This window comes from Afipia clevelandensis ATCC 49720, from assembly GCF_000336555.1.
Lineage (GTDB): Bacteria > Pseudomonadota > Alphaproteobacteria > Rhizobiales > Xanthobacteraceae > Afipia > Afipia clevelandensis.
Genome location: NZ_KB375281.1, coordinates 2,453,015 through 2,475,964 on the forward strand (window position 1 = coordinate 2,453,015; position 22,950 = coordinate 2,475,964).

Sequence of the window (22,950 nt, forward strand, 5' to 3'; positions counted from 1 at the left end):
TACCAATACTGCGAAACTGTCCGCGTCAACAGCCCATGCCGCGCATTTGAGGCCTTCAAGGCAAAGATGACAGCGGCGTCATGTATGACTGCCGGGATGGAAGAAATCGAAGATTTTACGCGCACTTTCAGCGCTGACGCCCGGAACCTTGCCGAGATCGGCGACCGAGGCCCGCTCGATCTCCTTCAGGGTGCCGAAATGGTGCAGCAGTGCGCGCTTGCGTGATGGCCCGATGCCGGGGATTTCCTGCAGGCCCGCCTCGCGAATGTCCTTCTTGCGCAGCTTGCGGTGCGATCCGATCACGAAACGGTGCGCCTCGTCGCGCAGCCGCTGGATGAAGTACAACACCGGATCGCGCGGCTCGAGCTTGATCGAGGGTCGGTCCGGCATGAACAGGGTTTCGCGTCCGGCATCGCGGTCCGGCCCCTTTGCCACGGCGATCAGCGACACATCGGTCAGGTTCAGGCCGGTGAAAATCTCCCGCGCCGCATTGAGTTGGCCCTGGCCGCCGTCGATGACGACAAGATCGGGCCATTGCGGCACGGCATCGTCATCCTTGTCAGGCTTCCTGCCCTCGGCGGCGTTGCCGAGCAGCCGCTTGAAGCGGCGCTCCAGCACCTCGCGCATCATGGCGTAGTCGTCGCCCGGCGTCAGCCCTTCCGACTTGATGTTGAACTTGCGGTACTGGTTTTTCAGGAAACCTTCCGGCCCGGCGACTATCATCGCGCCGACCGCGTTGGTGCCCATGATGTGGCTGTTGTCGTAAACCTCGATGCGCTTCGGCACACGCGGCAGACCGAGTACGTTCGACAGGCCTTCGAGCAGACGCGCCTGCGTTGCGGTGTCGGCGAGCTTGCGGCCCAGCGCCTCGCGCGCATTGGTCAGCGCGTGGGTGACGAGATCCTTCTTCTCGCCGCGCTGCGGCGTTGAAACCTCGACCTTGTGACCGGCCTTCACGCCAAGCGCTTCGGACAGCAACTCCTGATCCTCGATGCGGTGCGAGAGCAGGATCAATTTCGGTGGCGGCTTGTCGTCGTAGAACTGCGCGAGGAACGAACCCAGCACTTCCTCCGGCGGCATGGTCTTGTCCGCGCGCGGGAAATAGGCGCGGTTGCCCCAGTTCTGCCCGGTGCGGAAGAAGAACACCTCGACGCAGGAATAGCCGCCCTCTTGATGGATCGCGAACACATCGGCTTCCTCGACCGTGCGCGGATTGATGCCCTGCTGCGACTGGATCGCGGACAGCGCGGCAAGGCGGTCGCGATAGAGCGCAGCGCGCTCGAACTCGAGTTCGTGCGAGGCCTTTTCCATTTCGCCGGCGAGTTCCTGCTTCACCAGCCGCGAGCGGCCGGAGAGAAACTCATTCGCCTCGCGCACCAGTTCGGTGTAGCCGGGAAAGTCGATCTCGCCGGTGCACGGCCCCGAGCAGCGCTTGATCTGGTACAGCAGGCAAGGCCGCGTCCGGCTCTCGAAGAACGAGTCGCTGCAGGAGCGCACCAGGAACGCGCGCTGTAGCGCAGTGATGGTGCGGCCCACCGCCCCCGCCGACGCAAACGGTCCGAAGTAGCGGCCCGGCCGTGTCTGTGCGCCGCGATGTTTGAGAATCTGCGGCGCCCAGTGGTCGCCGGTGATCAGGATATAGGGAAACGACTTGTCGTCGCGCAGTTGCACATTGAAGCGCGGACGAAGCTGCTTGATGAGGTTGGCTTCGAGCAGCAGCGCCTCGGTCTCGGTCGCGGTCGAGATCACTTCGACATTCACCGTCGCTGCGATCATGCGCGCGATGCGCGCCACCTGCCCGGTCGGGCGTGCATAGGACGCGAGCCGCTTCTTCACGCTCTTGGCCTTGCCGACATAGAGTACGTCGCTGGCCGCATTCAGCATGCGATAGACGCCGGGCGAGGTCGGCGCGAGTTTCACCGCGCGCTCGATGGCGGCGCGGCCCATCGCCAGCGTTCCCTCGGCCGCGGGCTCGGCAGACTCGTCCTCCTGCTCCGGAAGCCGCGCCTCTTCATCCTCATCGGCGGCAATCGAGGCCGGATCGACGTCCTGCCCGCGCAGGCTCCGCGGCGACGGTTCCTGCACAAGCGCCGGCTGCTCCGGCTGGTCGGGGTCTGAGGTGTCGTGAATCATGACCGGAATTTAGGAACTCGGGACGCGGTGATCCAGCAGGCAGTGCCGCGCAAAGGAACGGGATTCGCCGGCGGCGGGGCCTCGCTTGTAACACTTTCTTAAGGATGGAAATCGGGCCGCGCGCCGTCTTAACGCCTGTTTAACGTAAAACTCTCGATAAATTTTAAGCAGAAAAGGTGGACTTTCGTAACCACGTCGGTTCGCCGCACCGTTCTGGCCAGCGAGCAGCCACACCGGTGTGCGTTTGAGGAGAGTACGATGAAGACAACAATTCTTGGCGCGATCGTCGCCGCGACATGCGTGAGCGCATCGGCGCAGGCTGCCGATATGTATGGCCGCCGCCCCTATCAGCAGCCCTATACGGTCAACCAGCCGCTCGCCAATAGCTGGATCGGCCCGTATATCGGCGGCAACATTGGTTACGGCTGGGGCGACGTCTCCAACAGCGGCGCCAAGCCGTCAGGCGTGCTCGGCGGCCTGCAGATCGGCTACAACTGGCAGAACGGCGCATGGGTCGCCGGCATCGAGGGCGATCTCCAGCTCAACGCGGCAGACGATACGTTCGCGGCGTGGAAATTCTCGAATCCGTGGTTCGGCACCGTGCGCGGCCGCGTCGGTTACGCCTTCAACAACGTGCTGCTCTACGGCACCGGCGGTCTTGCCTTCGGCTCGCTCAAGGTCGAAGCGCCCGGCGGCTTCTCTGAAAGCAGCACATCGGCCGGCTGGACCATCGGCGCGGGCGCGGAATTCGCCATCAACCAGAACTGGTCGGCGAAGGTCGAATACCTCTATGTCGACCTCGGCGAGCGCAACTACTTGCTCACGGGTCTGCCGAACGGCTACCAGTTCAGCACCGTTCGCCTCGGCGTGAACTACCGCTTCTGATCGGCGTAACATCATCGCACATCATCAATCCCGGGCCTTCCGCCCGGGATTTTGTTTGCGCGCTGATGTCCCGAAACGCGCTAGGGCGAAATCACCAGATCGACCGCCTTCGGTCCCTTGCCCTTCTTGTCGGGCTCGACTTCAAACGAGATACGCTGTCCTTCGATCAGGTCCTTCAGTCCGGCGCGCTCGACCGCGGTGATGTGGACGAACACATCACGCCCGCCGTCGTCCGGCTTGATGAAGCCGTAGCCGCGTTCGGCATTGAAGAACTTGACGACACCTGTCATGGCCATCGGGAACCCCTCCCCGCAATGCACCTCTGGCGCGCAACGCGCGTCAGCCAGGTCCGGCATTCATGCCGGAAAGCGGCGGCCTTGGAGAGCAGCTTCAAACGTCGAAGCGCCCGGGGCCTCTCGTCATTCCGCCGCGGCCATTCGCGGGCGCGGGACGTAAAAGCCGACCTTCACAACAGCAGCATAATACGGTTCCCGGCAAATTGGCCATGCCGCATTTGGGTGCTTTCTTCATCCGCCTGAAGTTTGTGCGAACGCCAACGCCAGCGTGCGTGTGCAGCGCGTCACGCGCGAAGTGTTTCCACGCGGAAGCGGCCCGCGCCGCCGAGGCCCAGCGGCTTTTCAAGCTCGTGCAGGATGGCGCGCAGCTCGTCGGCCAGCGTCCAGGGCGGATTGACGATCAACAGGCCCGCCGACATCAATCCTGAGTCAGCCGTCTGCGGCGCGACACTGAATTCAACACGCAGGCAACGCGCATCCTGGCTGCCCGCGTTCGCCACACGCGCCACATGATCCGCCAGGGAGTCGGTGGCGCGGCGGTCCTTGGCCGGATACCAGAGCATGTAGATGCCGGTCGGCCATTTGGCATGCGCAGCACAGAAGCCGTCGGCAAGCCGGGTGAATTCATCGCGGCTTTCAAACGGCGGATCGATCAGCACTAGCCCGCGCCGTTCGTTCGGCGGCACGAAGGCCGGCAACGCAGTCCAGCCATCAAGATCGACCACGCGCGCCTGCTTGTCGTTGTAGAGCGCGCCGATCAGTTGCCGGCGTGCGTTGGGTTCGAGTTCGCAGGCGACAAGCCGGTCCTGGGGCCGCAGCAGCGCGCGCGCCACCAGCGGCGACCCGGGATAGGCGGTGAGATCGCGGTGCGGATTGAAGGCGCGCACGATGTCGAGATAGGGCGCGACCAGCGTCATCACCGGTTCGGAGAGACGCGTCTGCATCAACCGCGCGATGCCGGTGCGCCATTCGCCGCCGCGTTCGGCTTCGCTGCTGGTGAGATCGTACAGACCCGCGCCCGCATGGGTGTCGATCACACGAAACGCCGCCGGCTTGTCGTGCAGATAGGTCAGGATGCGCGCCAGCGCGATGTGCTTGATGACATCGGCGAAGTTTCCGGCGTGGAAGGCGTGGCGGTAGTTCATGGCGCGACTGTTACGACATCGCGCGATGAAAGTAACGCAGCGCGTTCGTGATCCGTCATCCTGAGGTGCGAGCCATTGCGAGCCTCGAAGGATGGCGGGCGAGAAGACCGCCATCGCGCTTCGAGGCCCGCCGAAAACGGCGGGCACCTCCGGGTGACGGCAGAAAATCAGCCCCCGCGCACCGGCGGCATCACCACCGTGTCGCGGCGGCAGGCGCGGCGGTCGATCTCGTCGCACGCACGGAACTGCAGATCCTTGTTCATGCAAATGCGCACTTCGCTGAGACGCTTGCTGTCGCAGGTCACGGCAATCGCCGAACTCGACAGGCCGGGATTGGCCTTGATGAAGGCCTCTTCGATCTCCAGCGGCGCAACGGTCTTTGCGCTGGAGAGTTCGAGATAGTCCGCGGGAATCTTCACCGCCGCGCGGGCCTTGCGGATGGTCTCGAAATAGGCGCGCGCGGCCATGCCCGAACAGGTGCCGTGCTTGTCCCACTCGTTGTAGATCAGGCCCGGTGCGGGCATCAGGTCGAGCATCGCGGTCATGACATTGCGCGCCAGCCGGGGCGACGGCCGCTGGCAGTAGTTGGGAAAGCCGCGCTCATATTGCGGCCACAGGCCATGCACGACAAAGGAAAACGGACGGCCCGCGCACTGGGTCTGAACGCCACGGCTGGAATTGCCGCGCTCGCTCGCCGCCTCGCAGAACGAGGGCGACCAGGACAGCGACAGCACGTAGAAATCGAATTCGCCCGGCGCATTCTGGCGCTTGTCCTGTGCGGAGGCCGAGCTTGCGGCGATGGCAGTCAACACAAGGCCGAACAGCACGGCAACGCATGACAAGCGGAATGAAAAACCGGCAACCGGCAGGCCGGACCTCGACTGCAACATGACCACGCCCCCTTACGGCAATGGCCGAAGCCTAGCCGGGCAAAAAGAACATTTCAAGAACAAAAGAAAATCCCGTCCACCGGGACGGCGAACGGGATGAATCGAAACCGTTGTGGACAGGTCAGGGCCGCGCGGCCTTGCAGGACGGATTGTAGGCCCAGTTGCGGTCGAGGCCGACCACGCACCACTCGACGCCCGAATCGAATCCGGCGAAGCCACCGTCCTCGATCACGGAGTAGTGCACCTGCCGGGCGCGGCCGTCGTTCAGCATGGCGCTTGCGGTGCAGAACCGGCGCGGAATGCTGTTGGACGCCCAGGGGCGGAAAGCCGTCTCATGCACATCGGCGAAGCCGGTGATCTCGAGCGCGGAATTCCAGAACTTGCTCTCTTTCTCGGCGAATTGCTGGACAATGGTGCCGAGCGCCTCGCTGCAGGGGCGCATGTCGCCGTCGTAGCGCGGGCCGGAGAGCCAGAAATTGCGCTCCAGCACATTGGCGGCCTGCGCCGCCGGAGCGAGCGCCATGAGTCCCGCCACGGCGCCCAGCGCCACGGCCAACGTCAGCTTGCGAAATGTCGAAAAAAGGTCGCGCATGAAGCGGTCCACCGGAAGTGCGGAAATGATGTTGCGCGGAAGGTGCCGCGAAGCCGACAGCCGGTCAAGTGCAGCGCGGCAACACTCGGCCGCCAACCCCGGCCGGAGCGCTCGGCCGTTCTTTCCTTGAGGGTCCGGGCGGCCTATGGTGACGGCGGAATCGAACGGAGAGCATGATGCGAACGACTGCAACGGCCGCCCTGACCGCCATGTTGGGATTGCTGGCCCTGACGCCGGCGAACGCCTTTTTCGACACGGTGCCGCCCTTCAAGGGCAACGACACCGGCGGCATCATTGCCTATTCGCTCTACAAGGACGGCGCGGACATCAAGGCGATGGCTGTCGACCACTGCGCCCGCTACGGCAAGTCGGTGAAGCTGACCGGCGTCGATGCCCAGTATGGCGGCTACATTTCGTTCGCCTGCGTCTGGGTCCATCCGGGCCACGCCGACCGGCCGCTGCGCGTCGGCTACTGATACGATCCCAAGGGGCTGCCATGATGCGAACGCCTTCATCTCGTGTGACGGCGCTGACGCTCTGCGCCGCCCTGATATCGCTTCCCGCGCTGGCCGGCCCGGTGGACATGCCGCCCCGCAAGCCCGGCCTGTGGGACATCAAGGTCAGCCCCGGTCCGCAAATGCCGGCGATGACCATGCAGCAATGCACCGACGCCAGCACCGACAAGGACATGTCGTCCACCTTCAGCCCGATGGCGAAGGAAATGTGCGCCAAACAGGACATGCAGAAGACGGCGACCGGACTGGTGATCGACGCAACCTGCACGGTGAACGGCGTCACCTCGACCTCGCACACCGAGATCACCGGCGACTTCAACTCCGCCTATACGGTCAAGGTCGCCACCAAGAGCAACGGCAAGATTCCCGACGCCGTCACCATGATGGAAGCGAAGTGGATGGGCGCCTGCAAGGCGGATCAGAAGCCCGGCGACATTGTCATGCCCGGCGGCATGAAGATGAACATCAAGGACATGCAGGCCATGAAGGGCGCGCGTCCGAAGCCGTAGGTCTGGCTTTCACCTCTCCCCGTAAGAACGGGGCGAGGGAGAAATTACGTTCCCGATCTTCCGGTTACGTCCCGATCTACCAGTCACTTCCCGATCTTCCAGGGGTCGTACTTCTCTTTCGAATCCGGGATGTTCTTCATCGCTGCGCGGGCGGCGGCTTCCTCGCGCGCCATCCGCTTCTGCGGGTCCTCGCCCTTGGCCTCGGCCGGGCCGCTGGTGTCGGGCCGCGCCCTGCCTTGCGCATGCGCCTGCCCGGAGAACAGCAGCGCCGCCGCGACGATCACCAATCCACCTCTCATCGGACATCTCCGTTGGCCAGCCGCCGGGAAACTAGCGCCGTTCACGGCGCCCCCACAATCAGAAATCCTCAAGATTGCCCGCAAAGCGCGCCGGATCAGCTCACGCCGAAGCGCTTTTCAAAGGCGGCGACATTGATCACGCCGCGCCGGTGGGTGCCGTCGCCGATCTTGCGGGAGCCATCCCAGGCTTCCACCTCGAACAGCACGCTCTTGGCGTCGATCTGCTTCACGCGCGAGGTCACCCGCACCGTGCGCCCGATCGGGGTTGCCGCCAGATGCCGGACATTGACTTCCATGCCGACGCTGACATGGCCGTCCGGCAGCAAGCCGGCGATGGAGGCGGTGCAGGCCTTTTCCATATGCAGGATCATGACCGGCGTGGCGTAGACCGGCGGCATGGTGGACAGGAAATGCTGCACCGTCATGTCGTGGGTCACCGTCACGACCGTCTCGCCGGGAATCCCGACGGTGACTTTTTCAAGCGTGCTCATGCGAATGTCCCGAATCCGAAGTTCGCCCCGGGCTTACTTCGCCGCCGCCTTGCGCTCGAGAAAGGTCTTGCCGCCCTTCATCTTGTGGGTCAGCGGCGCCTCGTTGATCTGCACGGTGACCACTTCCGCATCCACGCCGAGGTTCTTCACCAGCGCCTGGGTGATGTCGAGCATCATGCCCTTCTTCTGATCGTCGGTGCGTCCGGCCGCCATGTTCACGATAACCTCAGGCATGTTCGTTTCCCTTCATTGTTCTTGAAAATATCAGGCGTGAAATTTCAATCCATCGACGATCTTGTCAATCACTTTGCGTTCGGCGCGAAAGGCCAGCCCCACCAGATTGAGGTCGGCGCGTGTCACGGCCTGCACGGCCGCGCGGTTGGCGGCGTCATGCGTTGTTTTAAACATGTCCTCGGTATAGACGGCAGCTTTCACATCCCGCGCCAATGCGCGCTCCAGCGCACGCGACAAGGCCGGGCGGTCTGCACCGTAAATCAGGATCGGCTGGCCGATCAGCGCGTGATAGGTCGTACCGGAACCGTCTGCATAGGGCTCGCCGACAGATTCGGGAAACGCCGCCGCGATGCCGCTCGCAAGAAACGCCGCGACATTCAGCTTCTGCCAGGCTTCGAGATCGTGGCGGATAACGAGGGCAACCTTGGTATCGAACTGCATGCGCGACCGTTGTTGTTCTAGCTCTTGCTGGCCCAGCTCACATTATGACGCGCCAGAACCTCGCGGACTTTCTCGACGAGGTCGCTTTCCTTACACGCGAACTGCGCCTCGGCCTGCTTCTGCAGATAGTCGTCGCGGTCGCCGCTGGCATTGGCGATTTCCGCACCGATAATCAGGTCCTTGATCTGAACCTCACCCTTCGCCTTCTCGTCGCCGCCCTGAATGACGACGCACGGCGAATTGCGCCGGTCGGCATATTTGAACTGCACGCCGAGATTGTTCTTCGGATTGCCAAGATACATTTCGGCGCGAATGCCTTCGTTGCGCAGCGTCGCGACGAACTTTTGGTATTGCGCGATCTCGTTGCGGTCCATCACCACGACAACGACCGGACCGAATTCCGGCGTGGTGTCGATCTTGCCGAGCAGCGTCAGCGCCGCCTGCAGGCGCGAGACGCCGATGGAGAAACCAGTCGCAGGGACCGGCTCGCCGCGGAAGCGCGAGACAAGCCCATCGTAACGTCCGCCGCCGCCGACCGAACCAAACCTCACCGGGCGGCCCTTGTCGTCTTTGGTGTCGAGCAGCAGCTCAACCTCGTAGACCGGGCCGGTGTAGTATTCGAGGCCGCGAACGACGGAGGGGTCGATCTTGATGCGGTCGTCGCCGTAGCCACTCGCTGTGATCAGCGAACGGATTTGTTCAAGTTCGTCGCGGCCTTCACTCAGCAGCTTCGATTCCCCGGCGGGCTTGCCATCGGTGAAGGCAATCACCTGCTCGATCGCTTCATCGGCCAGACCAGCGCCCTTGGTAAAATCTCCGCTCTCATCCTTGCGGCCTTCGCCAAGCAGCAGACGCACACCGTCCGGACCGAACTTGTCGAGCTTGTCGATCGCACGCAGCACCGTCAGCCGTTTGCCCGCGTTCTCATCTCCGCCAAGGCCGATGCTCTCCAGCACGCCATCGAGCACCTTGCGGTTGTTGACCTTCACGACATACTGCCCACGCGGAATGCCGAGCGCTTCCATGGTGTCCGCCGCCATCATGCACATCTCGGCGTCGGCGGCGGGCGATGCAGAACCCACCGTATCGGCGTCGAACTGCATGAACTGGCGGAAGCGGCCGGGGCCGGGCTTCTCGTTGCGATAGACATAGCCGTTGCGATAGGAGCGATAGGGCTTGGGCAGCGTGTCGAAATTTTCCGCGACATAGCGCGCCAGCGGCGCGGTCAGGTCATAGCGCAGCGAGATCCACTGCTCGTCATCGTCCTGAAACGAAAACACGCCTTCATTGGGCCGGTCCTGATCGGGGAGGAACTTGCCGAGCGCGTCGGTGTATTCCATCGCCGGAGTTTCCACCGGCTCGAACCCGTAGCGCTCATAGACCTCGCGAATGGTCTCCACCATCTGCCGCGTGGCGGCGATCTCGGCGGGCGTGCGGTCCACGAGGCCGCGCGGCAGCCGCGCGCGCAGTTTCTGGGGCTTTCTGGGCTTTTTGTCGGACATGGAATTCGCGTGCTTGGATAAGTCGACAGTCGGCTTATCACATTCGCCCACGGGTTATCAGCCGGAATAAGGACGAGCAAGCACGACGGCGCATCCCCTCTCCCCTTGTGGGAGAGGGTGGCGAGCATCGTCAGATGCGAGCCGGGTGAGGGGTCTTTATCAATCGCGAGTTTACCCCTCACCCGCCTTCGCTTCGCTCAGGCACCCTCTCCCACAAGGGGAGAGGGTGAGTTGCTAATTCACCAGCACCGCGCCGTCGCAGCGGATGCCGGTGACCCAGACATCCGCCTGCCCGAGGCCGACGCCCAGCGTCTGCAGCACCGAATTAAGCAGCGTGTCGATGGAGCCGGTGGCCCCGCCGATGATGCCGGCGACCAGCGCGCCGATACCGGGGATCGGCAGGCCGAGCGGCCCGAGTTGCACGCCAAGCTGAAGATCGCCCAGCAGGCTGGTCGTCAGCGACGATGTGAACGAGGTGGTGTTCACCGTCTTCTTGGTCTGTCCCTGAATGTCTCCATAACTGAACGTGACATTGGTCGGCGAGGCATTCGCCATGGTGGCGTGGGCACGGCCCGTCACCTGGATCGCGCCGAGATTAACGATGTTCACCGCCGGCGGATTCGGCTTCGTCGAGAAATTCGTCATCATCGCGGACGTCACGTCGCCGATCCACGCATCGACAATGCCGGGCGACACGCCGAGCGTCGCCGTGGATGTGCTCATGTTCGGATAGCCGCATGACACCGCATTGAGCGTCGCGGTGCCCGCCGCGATCTCGACATAGACCGGCAGGTTGACCACCGACACCGAGCCCGAACCGACCAACTGAATCTTCAGCAGCACGCGGGTCTGCGCGGTGTGAACGCTCGCCCCGGCCGAACCGACCGTGACCCAGCTTGTCCCCACCGGACGCTCGCCGACGGTCGCCTGCAGCGTCACACCGGCAATGCCAGGCAGCGACAAATTCACATTCGCCGCGATCTGGTTGGTGCCGTTGGCGAGCGCTGCCATGGCCGAAACGAGATCCAGCGCCGACACGGTCGCGCCGACCTTCGGCTTTTCGCCGACCGTGAGATTTGAATACGGCCCGACGCCGATCAGCGCCGACGGCGTGATCTTCGTGGTCATGCCGGAGATCGCCGACGAGAGGCTGGACAGCGCGGCAATCGCGCCGCTGTTGCCCATCGCCGCGGTCTGCAGCGCCGCGACGATATCGGTCACCTTCAGGTTGCTGCTGAGTAACGTGTCATAGGTCACGCCGGTGAGGTTGACGCGCGTCGCCAGCGCCGAGAGGAAATCGAAGGCGTCGATTTTCGCCGCCAGCAGCGCGTTGTAGTCCATTGCGGAGAGCGACAGCGTGGTGCCGAGCATGCCGCCGAGCAGCGCATTCAGCAGCCCTCCGTTGAGCGACACCAGCCGCGAGCCGATCGCGAAGGTGGCAAGCTGCGTGGTGCTGGCAATGGCGCTCGCCTTGACATCCCACTGGCTCTCGCCGGTCAGCACCTTGCCGAAGTAGAGCGGTGTCTTTGTCTTCAGCGACACCCGCACCGCATTGGGGGGCGTTGCCCCCGCCACGAACCGCTGCTGCGGCGTCAGAGACGCTTTCGCCGTGTAAACACCAGGCTCGACAGCCACGAGCGAGTCCGGTGGATAGTTATTCCTGGCGACAGTCGCCGCAGCAGCGCGGGACGCATTGTTCAAATCGCTTGCGGCGACAATCGCCGCAAGATCGGCCGCGCTCTGGGTGCGGCGCTTGTCAGCGAAGATCGAACCCACATCGACGCCGAGCGCGGCGCAGGCAATGACCATCAAAAAACTCACCGCGCCCATGATCGCGATGTTGCCGCGCTCGTCGCTGATGAAGCGGCGGAGAAGATTACGGCCTGCACCGCAATTGGACCGGCTCCCTCTCCCCGAGGGGGAGAGGGTCGGGGTGAGGGGGTTCGAGGTTTCCATACAGACACCGAGCCCCCTCACCCGCTCACTTCGCTCGCGACCTCTCCCCGCCGGGGAGAGGTGAGACACAACACCCACATTTCGCATTTTCAATACCCTCCGCGCGGGATCGCAGCCGTTCGCACGATGGTCGATGACGGCGCGGGCACGAATGTCGGCAGCGAATAGATGAACATGCCGGAGGCATCGTAATTGACGGACACAATGAAGACGTTGGCGTCGGACCCCGAGGTGGCCGCGTTGACGGTGAGCCTGGCCGGGTCAATCAGCGGATAGGAATTGACATTGCCGGTGATGTAGCTGTTCGCGAGCGAACTGCGCTCGCTTTCGCTTAGGCCCGCAACGGAGGAGCGCGCCGCTTCCGCCGCCAGTTGCTGCACGCCGTGAACCACGGACAGGTACGAGCCGTACATCACGATCCCGAACACCATCATCAGGAACACCGGCGCGATCATCGCGAATTCGACCGCAATCGCGCCGTCGCACGCGGCAGAAAATCTGCCGGCCCGGGACCGTGCCAGAGCCGCTTTCGCGCAAACCCGTTTCCGGAAAGCCGTTTTCCCGAAGGCTATTTTCCCGAAGGCTGTTTTCTTCGACATGGCGCTCACCCGTTGTGACGCGGGCATTTACGCATACAACTTTTAAGGGCAAACTAATTCGCAAAACAACTATTGGATGTATTATGATCCGCCTGCGCACCGTGAATTCACTTACCGGCGACCATGCGTCGCTGTGCGTTCCGGGCCGCGCCGGAAGCTGATAAGGTCCTCTTCCAAGAAAGAAACTGCTCCTTGCCGGAAGGAACGTCCCTTGAATATTCAGCACCCTCGCCCGACTGTCGCGACGCCCAACGATCTCGATGCCTACTGGATGCCGTTTACGGCCAACCGAGCCTTCAAGCGCAAGCCGCGCATGCTCGCCGGCGCGAAGGACATGCATTACTTCACCACCGATGGCCGCGCCATTCTCGACGGTGCCGCCGGCATGTGGTGCAGCAATGCCGGCCACAACCGCGTGCCGATTGTCGAAGCGATCCAGACGCAGGCCGCGACCATCGACTACGCGCCACCGTTCCAGTTCGGCCATCCGAAGGCTTTCGAGCTGGCCAGCCGCGTCGCCGCGCTGGCGCCGAAGGGGCTTGAGCATGTGTTCTTCTGCAATTCCGGTTCGGAAGCTGTCGACACCGCGCTGAAGGTGGCGCTGGCCTATCATAACGGCCGAGGAGAGGCCGGGCGCACCCGCCTGATCGGCCGCGAACGCGGCTATCATGGCGTCGGCTTCGGCGGCATTTCCGTCGGCGGCATGGTCAACAACCGTAAGATGTTCGGCACGCTGCTGACCGGCGTCGATCATCTTCCGACCACCTACGACCGCGAGAAGCAGGCCTTCACCAAGGGCGAGCCGGAGTATGGCGCGCATCTGGCTGATGAGCTGGAGCGCATTGTCGGCCTGCACGGAGCCAACACCATCGCTGCTGTGATCGTCGAACCGATGGCCGGCTCGACCGGCGTGCTGCCCGCGCCGAAGGGCTATCTCAAGCGCCTGCGCGAGATCACCGAGAAGCACGGCATCCTGCTGATCTTCGACGAGGTCATCACCGGCTATGGCCGCCTCGGCTATGCCTTCGCCGCGGAACGTTATGGCGTGACGCCGGACATGATTACCTTCGCCAAGGGCATCACCAACGGTGCGGTGCCGATGGGCGGCGTGGTGGTGCGCGACAGTGTTTTCGACTCCTTCATGAAGGGGCCGGACTACATGGTCGAATTCTTCCACGGCTATACCTATTCGGCGCATCCTCTGGCCTGTGCCGCCGGCCTCGCCACCCTCGACATCTACCGTGAGGAAGGCCTGTTCGAGCGCGCCCGGGCGCTGGAACCGAAATGGGCCGACGCGCTGATGGACCTGCGCAAGGAGCCGAACGTGGTGGACATCCGCACCGTCGGTATCACCGCGGGCATCGACCTCACCCCGAACAAGGACGGCGTCGGCAAGCGCGGCATGGATGCGCTGGACAGCGCCTTCCACGACCATGACCTGATGATCCGGGTCGCCGGCGACACGATCTGCCTGACGCCGCCGCTGATTATTTCGGAAAGCCAGATCGGCGAGATCATGGACAAGGTGGCCAAGGTGATCCGCGCGGTGGCGTGACGCGGACGCGTTCCTACCCCCTCTCCCCTTGTGGGAGAGGGTGGCGAGATCGAATGAAATGAGATCGAGCCGGGTGAGGGGTCGCTGCTTACCGATACAACCCCTCACCCGGTTTCTCGCTACGCTCGCAACCACCCTCTCCCACAAGGGGAGAGGGGAAGAACTTCGCGCCGAATCAAACTTGGTGATAAGCTCGCCCCCGTTCGGGGCTGGGCACACTTCATGATCCGCATTTCGACGATTTTCATCGCCATCTGCATGGTGCTGATCGCAGCCTCCCTCGGCCTGCTGGTTCACTCGCTGGCGGGGCTGACCGTCTCCGAATCCGCCATCGTCGCGCTGACCGCGCTGACCTTCCTGATCCTCTACAACGCCGTGTCGATGCGGCTGCGTGACCGCACCGATGTCGGCGGCCAGATCGCGGACCTGTCGCGCGGCACCGCCGACCTTGCCCGCCAGGTCGCCGAATTCGGACGCCGCATGAGCGCACTCGAGTCCCGGGTCTCCGCGAACGACGCCAACGGGCAGGAGCGGGTGCAGACGGTGGCCGGCGAAATCAGCGAACTCGGATCGCTGGTCAAGCACCTCGCCTCGTCGGTCGCGGCGCATGACGATCTTCTTGCCAATACGGCGAGCGCTGTTCAGGCCCCGCCCGCGGCGCCAGCCGCCGCCATGGCCGCGCAGGAGGCATCGTCTGCGCCCGCGGCCAATCTCACCGCCGACGCTGCACCCGCCGCCGAGCCGCCGCAACAGCCGGCGGCGGCCGCACTCACCAACACCCAGCTTCTGGTCGCCGTGCGCAACGCCATCGAAGCCAACCGCATCGACCTGTTCCTGCAGCCGATGGTAACCCTGCCCCAGCGCAAGGTGCGGTTCTATGAAGCCGTGGCGCGGCTGCGCGACGACAAGGACCAGTTGCTGGCCGCGGCCGATTTTATCGGCACCGCGGAGGCCGCCGGGCTGATGGGCCAGATCGACCACACCGTGATCCTGCGTTGCGTGCAGGTGCTGCGGCGGCTGATGGTGCGCTCCAAGGATGTCGGCGTGTTCTGCAACATGTCGGGCGCGACACTCAGCAATCCGTCGGTATTCGGACAGTGCCTCGATTTCCTCGAAGCCAACCGCATCCTTGCGCCTTCGCTGGTGCTCGAATTCAAGCAGACCACCTTCCGCCAGCTTGGCCCGGTTGAAAGCGAGCATCTCGCCACGCTGCAGCGGCTCGGTTACGGCTTCTCCATCGACAACGTCACCGACCTGCGGCTCGATCCGCGCGAACTGGCCGATCGCGGCGTGAAGTTCATCAAGGTTCCGGCGGCGATGCTGCTCGACCAGAAGCAACTGTCGTCCGCCGACATCCACGCCGCCGATCTCTCCGACCTGCTCGGGCGTTTCGGCATCGACCTCGTCGCCGAGCGGATCGAGGGCGAACGCGCCGTGGTGGACTTGCTCGACTACGATGTCCGCTTCGGCCAAGGCTTCCTGTTCGCGCCGCCGCGCCCGCTGCGGCCCGAGGGCGCAGGAAATCCATCGGAACCGGCGGCGCCAACGGTTGACGCCCCGGCCCGAAAAGAAGAAAAGCCCGAGGTCAAGTTCGAGCCGCGCGCCGAGGCTCCCCGCGTGACCGGTAATGCCGCGCTTGCTCGTCGGGCTTCCGCGCAGAAATAGCCGAAGTCTCCCTACAGAAGTGATCCGATTTCATGACTCCGCCTGACGTGACCGCCTTGCGCTTCGCCAAAAATTTGCGCGAACTCACCAAAGACGTGGATGTCATCCTCAGCGATGTCTGGGGCGTGATCCATGACGGTGTGAAAGGATTCCTGCCAGCCTGTCAGGCGCTGCAGTCCTTCCGCGAACAGGGCGGCACGGTGATCATGATCACCAACGCGCCGCGCCCCGCCGATTCCGTACAGCGCCAGTTGCGCAAGATGGAAATTTCCGACGAGACCTATGACGCCATCGTTTCGTCCGGCGACCTGACGCGCACCTATGTCGCCTCTCATCTCGGCCAGTCATTTTTCATGATCGGCCCGGAGCGCGACAATCCAATGCTGCGCGGGCTCGATGTCAAACTCACCACGCTGGAAAAGGCCGACACCATCATCTGCACCGGCCCGTTCAACGACGAGGTCGAAACCGAGGAAGACTATCGCGAGATGATGGAGGAGGCGCGCAAGCGTAATCTCACCTTCATCTGCGCCAATCCGGACATCGTGGTCGAGCGCGGCCACCGCCTCATCACCTGCGCAGGCGCTATCGCCGAGCTTTATCGCAGCCTCGGCGGCGAGACGATCTTCTACGGCAAGCCGCACCGGCCGATCTACGACCGCGCGCTTGAACTTGCTGCCGAGAAACGCGGCAAGACCACGCCGCTCAATCGCGTTCTCGCCATCGGCGATTCCGTCCGCACGGATCTCACCGGCGCGAACCGGATGGGGATGGATTGCCTGTTCCTCACCCGCGGCATCCATGCGGTTGAGTTCGAGGGGCTCGATATCGCCGACGAATTCTCGGTGCGGCGCGTGTTCGGCGAAACCAAGCCGCCGCGCGCGCTGATGCAGGATTTGACCTGGTAGGCGTCCGCTTCGTCATTGCGAGCGAAGCGAAGCAATCTACTCTTTAAAGAAAACATGGATTGCTTCGTCGCTGCGCTCCTCGCAATGACGACGATCAAAACAAAATGCCCGGCGCGAAGGCCGGGCATTGAAACTCTGCGAACTGTAACGGCGGCTTACGCCGGCACGTTGTCCGGGAACACCGCCTCGATCTTGGTCTTGAGCGTCGCGGCATTGAACGGCTTGACGATGTAGTTGTTCACGCCGGCCTTCTTGGCGGCGATCACGTTTTCCGTCTTCGATTCAGCCGTGATCATGATGAAAGGCGTCGTCGCGAGGTTCGGGTCGCTGCGCACTTCCTTGAGCAGATCGTAGCCGGTCATCGGCTCCATGTTCCAGTCGGAGATCACGAGACCATACTTCTTGCCGCGCATCTTGTTCAGGGCGGCAGAGCCATCGCTGGCGTCGTCGATATTCTCGAAACCGAGTTGCTTGAGCAGATTGCGGATAATGCGGATCATCGTGTTGTAGTCATCCACAACCAGAACCGGCATCGACAAATCCATGGCCATCGCTGATTTTCTCCCTCGAACGCAGCAACCGGCATGCGTTATTTAGCCTTGCGGCGGTCTTCTGACACCGCAGTCGGGGGGACCCTAGCATCGGTCGCTTAAACAGCCCGTTAATCCGGCGAACGCGGAATACCTGCAAGTTGCAGCAAACATGGATCGCACGGCGGCTTGACTCGGATACCGCTCCGAGGTCAGGTCCGGGCCGGATTTTTCAATGTCTTTAATATCTTCCCGCCGGACCTCATGACGACACCGTTTACGGTCATTCGCGACACCACTCCCGCCAGCGCCATCACCAGGGGCGCTGCGGTGGCGCTCGGCAACTTCGATGGCGTCCATCTCGGCCATCGGGCCGTGATTTCAGCCGCTGTGGACATGGCCCGCAAGCGCGGCGCGCCGGCTTATGCGGTGACCTTCGAGCCGCATCCGCGCAGCTTCTTCAGTCCGAATACGCCGCAGTTCAAGCTGACAGAGCTGAACGACAAGCTGCGGCTGCTGGCCGGGACCGGTCTCGATGGCGCCGTGGTCATGACCTTCGATGCCAAGCGCGCCGGCACGACAGCACAGGATTTCATTAACCACGATCTGATCGAACGGCTCGGCGTCAGCGGAATCTCGGTCGGCTTCGACTTTCATTTCGGCAAGGGCCGCACCGGATCGCCTGCCCTGCTCGCCGCCGAAGGGCCGAAGCTCGGCATCGAGGTGCATATCCAGAACCATATCGACGCCGACGGACGCGCCGTCTCCTCCACCGCGATCCGTAACGCGCTGGGTCAGGGGCAGATCGGCGAAGCCAACATGCTGCTGGGTTATCCCTGGTTCATCTCCGGCGAGGTCATCCATGGCGAGAAGCGTGGCCGCGACCTTGGCTATCCGACCGCGAACATCCGGCTCGATCCAGCCTGCGGCCTGCGGCACGGCATCTACGCGGTGCGGGCCGGAATCGGCGACAGGCGTATCGGCGGCGTCGCCTCGTTCGGCCGCCGCCCGACCTTCGATAACGGCGCGCCGCTGCTCGAAGTCTTCCTGTTCGACTTCAAGGGTGACCTCTATGGCCAAAGGCCGGATGTCGCCTTCATCGGCTTCATCCGCGACGAACTGAAGTTCGACGGCATCGACGCGCTGGTGCGCCAGATGGACGACGACAGCGCGAAGGCCCGCGCCATGCTGGCGGCGGCGCCCGATGCGTTTCCCAACCTTGGAATTGTCACGGATTGAGGGGCTTACGGCTCTTTCCGATGCCCCCCATGCCTGCTATCTAGGCCCCATGTTGGCGCGGCGCACCATAACCGGCATTAGCGGCCCGGCTTCCGTCTGAGCGACCCGCTCGGCGCAAGACCGGGAACGACGTCCTTCGCCGCACATCCAGTGCGCCATTCGAGCCAAGCCAGAGCATTCATGTCCGACAAGCCTCAAAAGCCCGCCGCCGCCAAAGCCGACGGCAACGATTACGCCAGCACTCTCTATCTGCCGCAGACGGAATTTCCGATGCGCGCGGGCCTCCCCCAGCGCGAGCCGGAAATCCTGGCGCGCTGGAACGAGATCGGCCTCTACGGCAAGCTGCGCGAGAGCGCGAAGGGACGCGCCAAGTTCGTGCTGCATGACGGCCCGCCCTACGCCAACGGCAACATCCATATCGGCCACGCGCTCAACAAGATCCTGAAGGACGTGGTGACACGCAGCCAGCAGATGCTCGGCTTCGATTCCAACTACGTGCCGGGCTGGGACTGTCACGGCCTGCCGATCGAGTGGAAGATCGAGGAAGAGAACTACCGCTCCAAGGGCAAGCAGAAGCCGAACCTGAAGGACTCCGCGGCGATGCTCGCGTTCCGCAAGGAATGCCGCGCCTATGCCGACAAATGGCTCAACGTGCAGCGCGAGGAGTTCAAGCGCCTCGGCGTGGTCGGCGACTGGGATCATCCCTACACCACCATGAGCTTCCCGGCGGAAGCGCAGATCGCGCGCGAGATCATGAAGTTCGCCGCCAACGGCACGCTCTATCGCGGCTCCAAGCCGGTGATGTGGAGCGTGGTGGAGAAGACCGCGCTCGCCGAAGCCGAAGTCGAATACGAGGATCACACCTCCGACACGGTGTGGGTGAAGTTTCCGGTCAATGCCGCGCATGGCCGCCTGGCTCATGCGTCGGTCGTGATCTGGACCACGACGCCGTGGACGCTGCCCGGCAACCGCGCCATCAGCTTCTCGCCGAAAGTCTCTTACGGCCTCTATAAGGTCACCGATGCGCCTGCCGACAACTGGGCCAAGACCGGCGATCTTCTGATCCTTGCCGACAAGCTCGCGGAAGATGTGTTCAAGCAGGCGCGCGTCACGTCGTACGAGAAGGCTGGCGATGTCTCCGCCGACATTCTCGACGCCATCGAGTGTTCGCATCCACTGAAGGGCCTCGCCGGCGGCTACGAATTCACCGTGCCGCTGCTAGCGGGCGATCATGTCACCGACGACACCGGCACCGGCTTCGTGCACACCGCGCCGGGCCATGGCCGCGAGGACTTCGATGTCTGGACCGCGAATGCACGCGAGCTCGAAGCGCGCGGCATCTCGACCACCATCCCCTACACCGTCGATGCTGACGGCGCGCTGACCGACCAGGCCCCCGGCTTCACCGGCAAGCGCGTGCTCACCGACAAGGGCGAGAAGGGCGACGCCAACGAGGCCGTCATCAAGGCGCTGGTGGAGCGCGGCATGCTGCTCGCGCGCGGCCGCCTCAAGCATCAATACCCGCATTCGTGGCGCTCGAAGAAGCCGGTGATCTTCCGCAACACGCCGCAATGGTTCATCGCGATGGACAAGGACATCGCAGATGACGGCAAGGCGAAGAACGGCGACACGCTGCGCGCCCGCGCGCTGCAGGCGATCAGCGTCACGCGCTGGGTTCCCGAGCAGGGCCAGAACCGCATCACCGGCATGATCGCAGGCCGTCCGGACTGGGTGATCTCGCGCCAGCGCGCCTGGGGCGTGCCGATCGCCGTGTTCGTGCGGGAGACCGGCGACGGCTCCGCCGAAATCCTGCAGGACGAAGCCATCAACAAGCGGATCGCCGATGCGTTCGAGCTTGAGGGCGCCGATGCATGGTATGCCGAAGGCGCGCGCGAGCGCTTCCTCGGGACGCGCGCCAACGAGGACTGGACCAAGGTCGACGACATTCTCGACGTCTGGTTCGACTCCGGCTCGACCCATGCCTTCGTGCTGGAAGACCCGGTGCATTTCCCCGGCCTTGCCGGAATCAAGCGCAAGATCGACGGCGGCAAGGACTCCGTCATGTATCTCGAAGGCAGCGACCAGCATCGCGGCTGGTTCCATTCCTCGCTGCTGGAGTCCTGCGGCACCCGTGGCCGCGCGCCCTATGATGTGGTGCTGACCCACGGCTTCACGCTGGACGAGAACGGCCGCAAGATGTCGAAGTCGCTCGGCAACACCACCGAGCCGCAGAAGGTCATCAAGGACTCCGGCGCGGATATCCTGCGCCTTTGGGTCTGCGCCACCGATTATTCCGACGACCAGCGCATCGGCCCGGAAATCCTCAAGAACACCATCGAAACCTACCGCAAGCTGCGCAACTCGATCCGCTGGATGCTCGGCACGCTGCATCACTTCAAGCGCAGCGAGGCCGTCTCCTTCAGCGAGATGCCGGAGCTTGAACGGCTGATGCTGCATCGCCTCAGCGAAGTCGATGCGGTGGTGCGCGAGGCTTACGCGAATTTCGACTACAAGACGGTGATTGCGACGCTGGCGAATTTCATGAACACCGAACTGTCGGCGTTCTACTTCGACATCCGCAAGGACACGCTGTATTGCGATCCGCCATCGTCGCTCGCCCGCAAGGCGGCGCTGACCACCGTGGATATTCTCTGCGACGCGATCCTGAAATGGCTCGCGCCCGCGATCAGCTTCACCGCGGACGAAGCCTGGCGGCTCTATCGCCCCGATGCCGAACCGTCGGTGCATCTGACCACGTTCCGCGACGATCTGGAGCGCTTCCGCAACGAGGCTCTGGCCAAGAAGTGGGAGACGATCCGCGACGTGCGCCGTGTCGTCACCGGCGCGCTGGAAGTCGAGCGCGCCGCCAAGCGCATCGGCTCGTCGCTGGAAGCCTCGCCGCTGGTCTATGTCTACGACAAGGCGATCTTCGCCACGCTGTTCGATATTGACCTTGCCGAAGTCTGCATCACTTCCAACGCCATGGTCACGGATGAGGACGCCCCAAGCGGTGCCTTCACCCTCGCTGATGTGCCGGGCGTCGCCGTGGTGGTCGAGAAGGCCGTAGGCACCAAATGCGCACGGTCGTGGAAGATCCTGCCCACGGTTGGCGAGGACCCGGACTATCCGGATGTGTCCCCGCGCGATGCGCAGGCGCTGCGCGAATGGAAGGCCTTGGGAGCCGGCGTGTGAGTCCCTTGTTCCGCTCCGGATTGATCGCCGCCGTCGCAGCCTTGGTGCTGGATCAGGCGTCAAAACTCTGGCTGCTGAACGTGTTCGAGCTCGGTCCGCGCGGCACGGTGCGGATCACGCCGTTCTTCGATCTGGTGCTCGCCTGGAACACCGGGATCAGCTACGGCTGGTTCCAGGATTCCGGCCCGGTCGGACAGACCATCCTGCTGGCCTTCAAGGCCGCCGCCGTGATCGTCCTGGGCATCTGGATGGCCCGGTCCGGCACGCGCCTCGCGGTGATCGGCCTCGGGCTGATTATCGGCGGGGCCATCGGCAACGCCATCGACCGGCTGGCCTATGGCGCTGTGGTCGATTTCGCCCTGTTTCACCTCGAAATCGGCGGTAAAACCTACAACTGGTACGTGTTTAACCTTGCGGACGTGGCTATCGTTGCCGGGGTGGCGGCCCTCCTGTATGACTCCTTTGTAACTCCGGATGCCGCAAAAACGCCCCGATAGAAGGGGATATGCAGGCACCCGCAATTCCGTTTGCGGCGGAACGACTTGCGGCGGCACCGCCGCCCTCGGATAACGGTTTGAACGACGGATCGGGATGAACGCAATGACGGGCGGCATCGGTTCAGGTTTGCATTTCGCGCCGCGCGTGACGCGCGCGCTCAAGTTCGCGGCCATCGTGCTTGGCGCCGGTCTGGTGTTCGGCTCAGGTCCCCTTCATGCGCAGGATGAAGACGCCGACGAGAACAAAACGTTTGAAGAAAAGCTGATGGACAACCTGATGAGCGGCCTCGGCGGCAAGAAGCTCGAGGACGGCTCCATCGACTATCGCGAACGCTCTCCGCTGGTTGTCCCGTCGAAGATCGACCTGCCGCCGCCGGAGACCGGAAAGCCGAAGTTCGCGCCGAACTGGCCGAAGGATCCGGATGTCGCCGAGCGGGCGGCCGCCCGCGAGCGCGCCAAGCAGAAGCGCAAGACTCCGGAAGAAGAACGCATGCCGCTGATGCCGAGCGAACTCGCGCAGCGCGGCCCGAAGGGTTCAGGGTCGAAGGACACATCGACTCCCGGCAACAACAATTCCAACGCGCCGACCATGATGATGCCGTCGCAGCTCGGCTATGTCGGCGGCCTGTTCACCAATCCGTTCGGCAGCAAACAGACGGAAACCGAGAAATTCACCTCGGAGCCCGAGCGGACCGAACTCACCCAGCCCCCGAGCGGCTATCAGACGCCTTCGCCGAATTATGCCTATGGCGTCGGCCAGTTGAAGGCTCCCAAGGAAGTCTGCGACTCCGCCAGCGGCAAGTGCGAAAAGCGCTGGGACTAATAGCCGCCATCGTGGCGTCCGCGCGATGACCGCGCCGGGCGGGACTGTGCGGTG

Annotated in this window: 23 protein-coding genes; 10 read left to right on the forward strand and 13 right to left on the reverse strand. The window is 63.6% G+C overall.

All coding sequences use genetic code 11. The features are described from left to right. Positions 1–78: 78 nt before the first annotated feature. Positions 79–2,133: an excinuclease ABC subunit UvrC gene (gene uvrC, locus HMPREF9696_RS11730; protein WP_002713228.1), complete on the reverse strand. Its 2,055-nt coding sequence runs from the start codon at positions 2,131–2,133 to the stop codon at positions 79–81. 258 nt (positions 2,134–2,391) lie between these two features. On the opposite strand from uvrC, the gene HMPREF9696_RS11735 reads away from it, so the two are divergent. After that, on the forward strand, positions 2,392–3,018 hold the full coding sequence (locus HMPREF9696_RS11735; RefSeq protein WP_002713229.1) for an outer membrane protein: 627 nt from the start codon (positions 2,392–2,394) through the stop codon (positions 3,016–3,018). Between the two features lie 80 nt (positions 3,019–3,098). Here the strand turns inward: HMPREF9696_RS11735 and HMPREF9696_RS11740 are convergent, their stop codons facing one another. The 4 genes from HMPREF9696_RS11740 to HMPREF9696_RS11755 all read right to left on the reverse strand — a co-directional run bounded on the left by HMPREF9696_RS11740 (position 3,099) and on the right by HMPREF9696_RS11755 (position 5,941). Then, positions 3,099–3,314 (reverse strand): cold-shock protein, encoded by a 216-nt coding sequence (locus tag HMPREF9696_RS11740; protein WP_002713230.1) that lies wholly within the window; start codon positions 3,312–3,314, stop codon positions 3,099–3,101. 284 nt (positions 3,315–3,598) lie between these two features. Next, positions 3,599–4,459: a 23S rRNA (adenine(2030)-N(6))-methyltransferase RlmJ gene (locus tag HMPREF9696_RS11745; RefSeq protein WP_002713231.1), complete on the reverse strand. Its 861-nt coding sequence runs from the start codon at positions 4,457–4,459 to the stop codon at positions 3,599–3,601. Positions 4,460–4,626: 167 nt separating this feature from the next. Continuing rightward, positions 4,627–5,349 (reverse strand): ribonuclease T2 family protein, encoded by a 723-nt coding sequence (locus HMPREF9696_RS11750; RefSeq protein ID WP_002713232.1) that lies wholly within the window; start codon positions 5,347–5,349, stop codon positions 4,627–4,629. Positions 5,350–5,470: 121 nt separating this feature from the next. After that, positions 5,471–5,941, reverse strand: coding sequence for a hypothetical protein (locus tag HMPREF9696_RS11755; protein ID WP_002713233.1), 471 nt, complete (start codon positions 5,939–5,941; stop codon positions 5,471–5,473). A 176-nt stretch (positions 5,942–6,117) separates the two neighbouring features. Here HMPREF9696_RS11755 and HMPREF9696_RS11760 point away from each other — a divergent pair, with 176 nt between their 5' ends. Then, the gene (locus HMPREF9696_RS11760; RefSeq protein ID WP_002713234.1) at positions 6,118–6,417 is read left to right on the forward strand and encodes a hypothetical protein; all 300 of its coding nucleotides are present in this window, start codon (positions 6,118–6,120) and stop codon (positions 6,415–6,417) included. Positions 6,418–6,437: 20 nt separating this feature from the next. After that, positions 6,438–6,965, forward strand: a complete 528-nt coding sequence (locus HMPREF9696_RS11765; protein ID WP_002713235.1) for a DUF3617 domain-containing protein — start codon at positions 6,438–6,440, stop codon at positions 6,963–6,965. Positions 6,966–7,048: 83 nt separating this feature from the next. On the opposite strand, the gene HMPREF9696_RS11770 is transcribed toward HMPREF9696_RS11765, so the two are convergent. From HMPREF9696_RS11770 to HMPREF9696_RS11800, 7 genes are all read right to left on the reverse strand, one after another. Then, a complete protein-coding gene (locus tag HMPREF9696_RS11770; RefSeq protein ID WP_002713236.1) occupies positions 7,049–7,264 on the reverse strand; it encodes a hypothetical protein in 216 nt (71 codons plus the stop codon). 95 nt (positions 7,265–7,359) lie between these two features. Further along, positions 7,360–7,755 (reverse strand): thioesterase family protein, encoded by a 396-nt coding sequence (locus HMPREF9696_RS11775; protein ID WP_002713237.1) that lies wholly within the window; start codon positions 7,753–7,755, stop codon positions 7,360–7,362. 33 nt (positions 7,756–7,788) lie between these two features. Beyond that, positions 7,789–7,989: a tautomerase family protein gene (locus HMPREF9696_RS11780; RefSeq protein ID WP_002713238.1), complete on the reverse strand. Its 201-nt coding sequence runs from the start codon at positions 7,987–7,989 to the stop codon at positions 7,789–7,791. 30 nt (positions 7,990–8,019) lie between these two features. Then, a complete protein-coding gene (locus tag HMPREF9696_RS11785) occupies positions 8,020–8,430 on the reverse strand; it encodes a DUF2000 family protein (RefSeq protein ID WP_002713239.1) in 411 nt (136 codons plus the stop codon). Between the two features lie 17 nt (positions 8,431–8,447). Beyond that, positions 8,448–9,932 carry a histidine--tRNA ligase gene (hisS, locus tag HMPREF9696_RS11790; RefSeq protein WP_002713240.1) on the reverse strand — a complete coding sequence of 495 codons (1,485 nt, stop codon included), beginning with the start codon at positions 9,930–9,932 and terminating at the stop codon, positions 8,448–8,450. A 234-nt stretch (positions 9,933–10,166) separates the two neighbouring features. Then, on the reverse strand, positions 10,167–11,792 hold the full coding sequence (locus tag HMPREF9696_RS11795; protein WP_040301996.1) for a TadG family pilus assembly protein: 1,626 nt from the start codon (positions 11,790–11,792) through the stop codon (positions 10,167–10,169). Positions 11,793–11,977: 185 nt separating this feature from the next. Then, complete coding sequence (locus tag HMPREF9696_RS11800; protein ID WP_002713242.1) at positions 11,978–12,487, reverse strand: TadE/TadG family type IV pilus assembly protein; 510 nt, start codon at positions 12,485–12,487, stop codon at positions 11,978–11,980. Between the two features lie 211 nt (positions 12,488–12,698). On the opposite strand from HMPREF9696_RS11800, the gene aptA reads away from it, so the two are divergent. The 3 genes from aptA to HMPREF9696_RS11815 all read left to right on the forward strand — a co-directional run bounded on the left by aptA (position 12,699) and on the right by HMPREF9696_RS11815 (position 16,615). Beyond that, the gene (gene aptA / locus HMPREF9696_RS11805) at positions 12,699–14,042 is read left to right on the forward strand and encodes an omega-aminotransferase AptA (RefSeq protein ID WP_002713243.1); all 1,344 of its coding nucleotides are present in this window, start codon (positions 12,699–12,701) and stop codon (positions 14,040–14,042) included. Positions 14,043–14,264: 222 nt separating this feature from the next. Continuing rightward, positions 14,265–15,707, forward strand: a complete 1,443-nt coding sequence (locus tag HMPREF9696_RS11810; RefSeq protein WP_002713244.1) for an EAL domain-containing protein — start codon at positions 14,265–14,267, stop codon at positions 15,705–15,707. A gap of 32 nt (positions 15,708–15,739) precedes the next feature. Further along, positions 15,740–16,615 (forward strand): TIGR01459 family HAD-type hydrolase, encoded by an 876-nt coding sequence (locus HMPREF9696_RS11815; RefSeq protein ID WP_002713245.1) that lies wholly within the window; start codon positions 15,740–15,742, stop codon positions 16,613–16,615. Between the two features lie 155 nt (positions 16,616–16,770). Here the strand turns inward: HMPREF9696_RS11815 and HMPREF9696_RS11820 are convergent, their stop codons facing one another. Further along, complete coding sequence (locus HMPREF9696_RS11820; protein WP_002713246.1) at positions 16,771–17,166, reverse strand: response regulator; 396 nt, start codon at positions 17,164–17,166, stop codon at positions 16,771–16,773. Between the two features lie 243 nt (positions 17,167–17,409). Here HMPREF9696_RS11820 and HMPREF9696_RS11825 point away from each other — a divergent pair, with 243 nt between their 5' ends. The 4 genes from HMPREF9696_RS11825 (at position 17,410) to HMPREF9696_RS11840 (ending at position 22,896) form a co-directional block, all read left to right on the forward strand. Next, complete coding sequence (locus tag HMPREF9696_RS11825) at positions 17,410–18,384, forward strand: bifunctional riboflavin kinase/FAD synthetase (RefSeq protein ID WP_002713247.1); 975 nt, start codon at positions 17,410–17,412, stop codon at positions 18,382–18,384. A 180-nt stretch (positions 18,385–18,564) separates the two neighbouring features. Beyond that, a complete protein-coding gene (gene ileS, locus HMPREF9696_RS11830) occupies positions 18,565–21,576 on the forward strand; it encodes an isoleucine--tRNA ligase (protein WP_002713248.1) in 3,012 nt (1,003 codons plus the stop codon). Then, a complete protein-coding gene (gene lspA, locus HMPREF9696_RS11835; RefSeq protein ID WP_009734178.1) occupies positions 21,573–22,073 on the forward strand; it encodes a signal peptidase II in 501 nt (166 codons plus the stop codon). Before ileS ends, lspA begins: the two co-directional genes overlap by 4 nt. Positions 22,074–22,176: 103 nt before the next feature. Continuing rightward, on the forward strand, positions 22,177–22,896 hold the full coding sequence (locus HMPREF9696_RS11840) for a hypothetical protein (RefSeq protein WP_002713250.1): 720 nt from the start codon (positions 22,177–22,179) through the stop codon (positions 22,894–22,896). Positions 22,897–22,950: the final 54 nt, after the last annotated feature.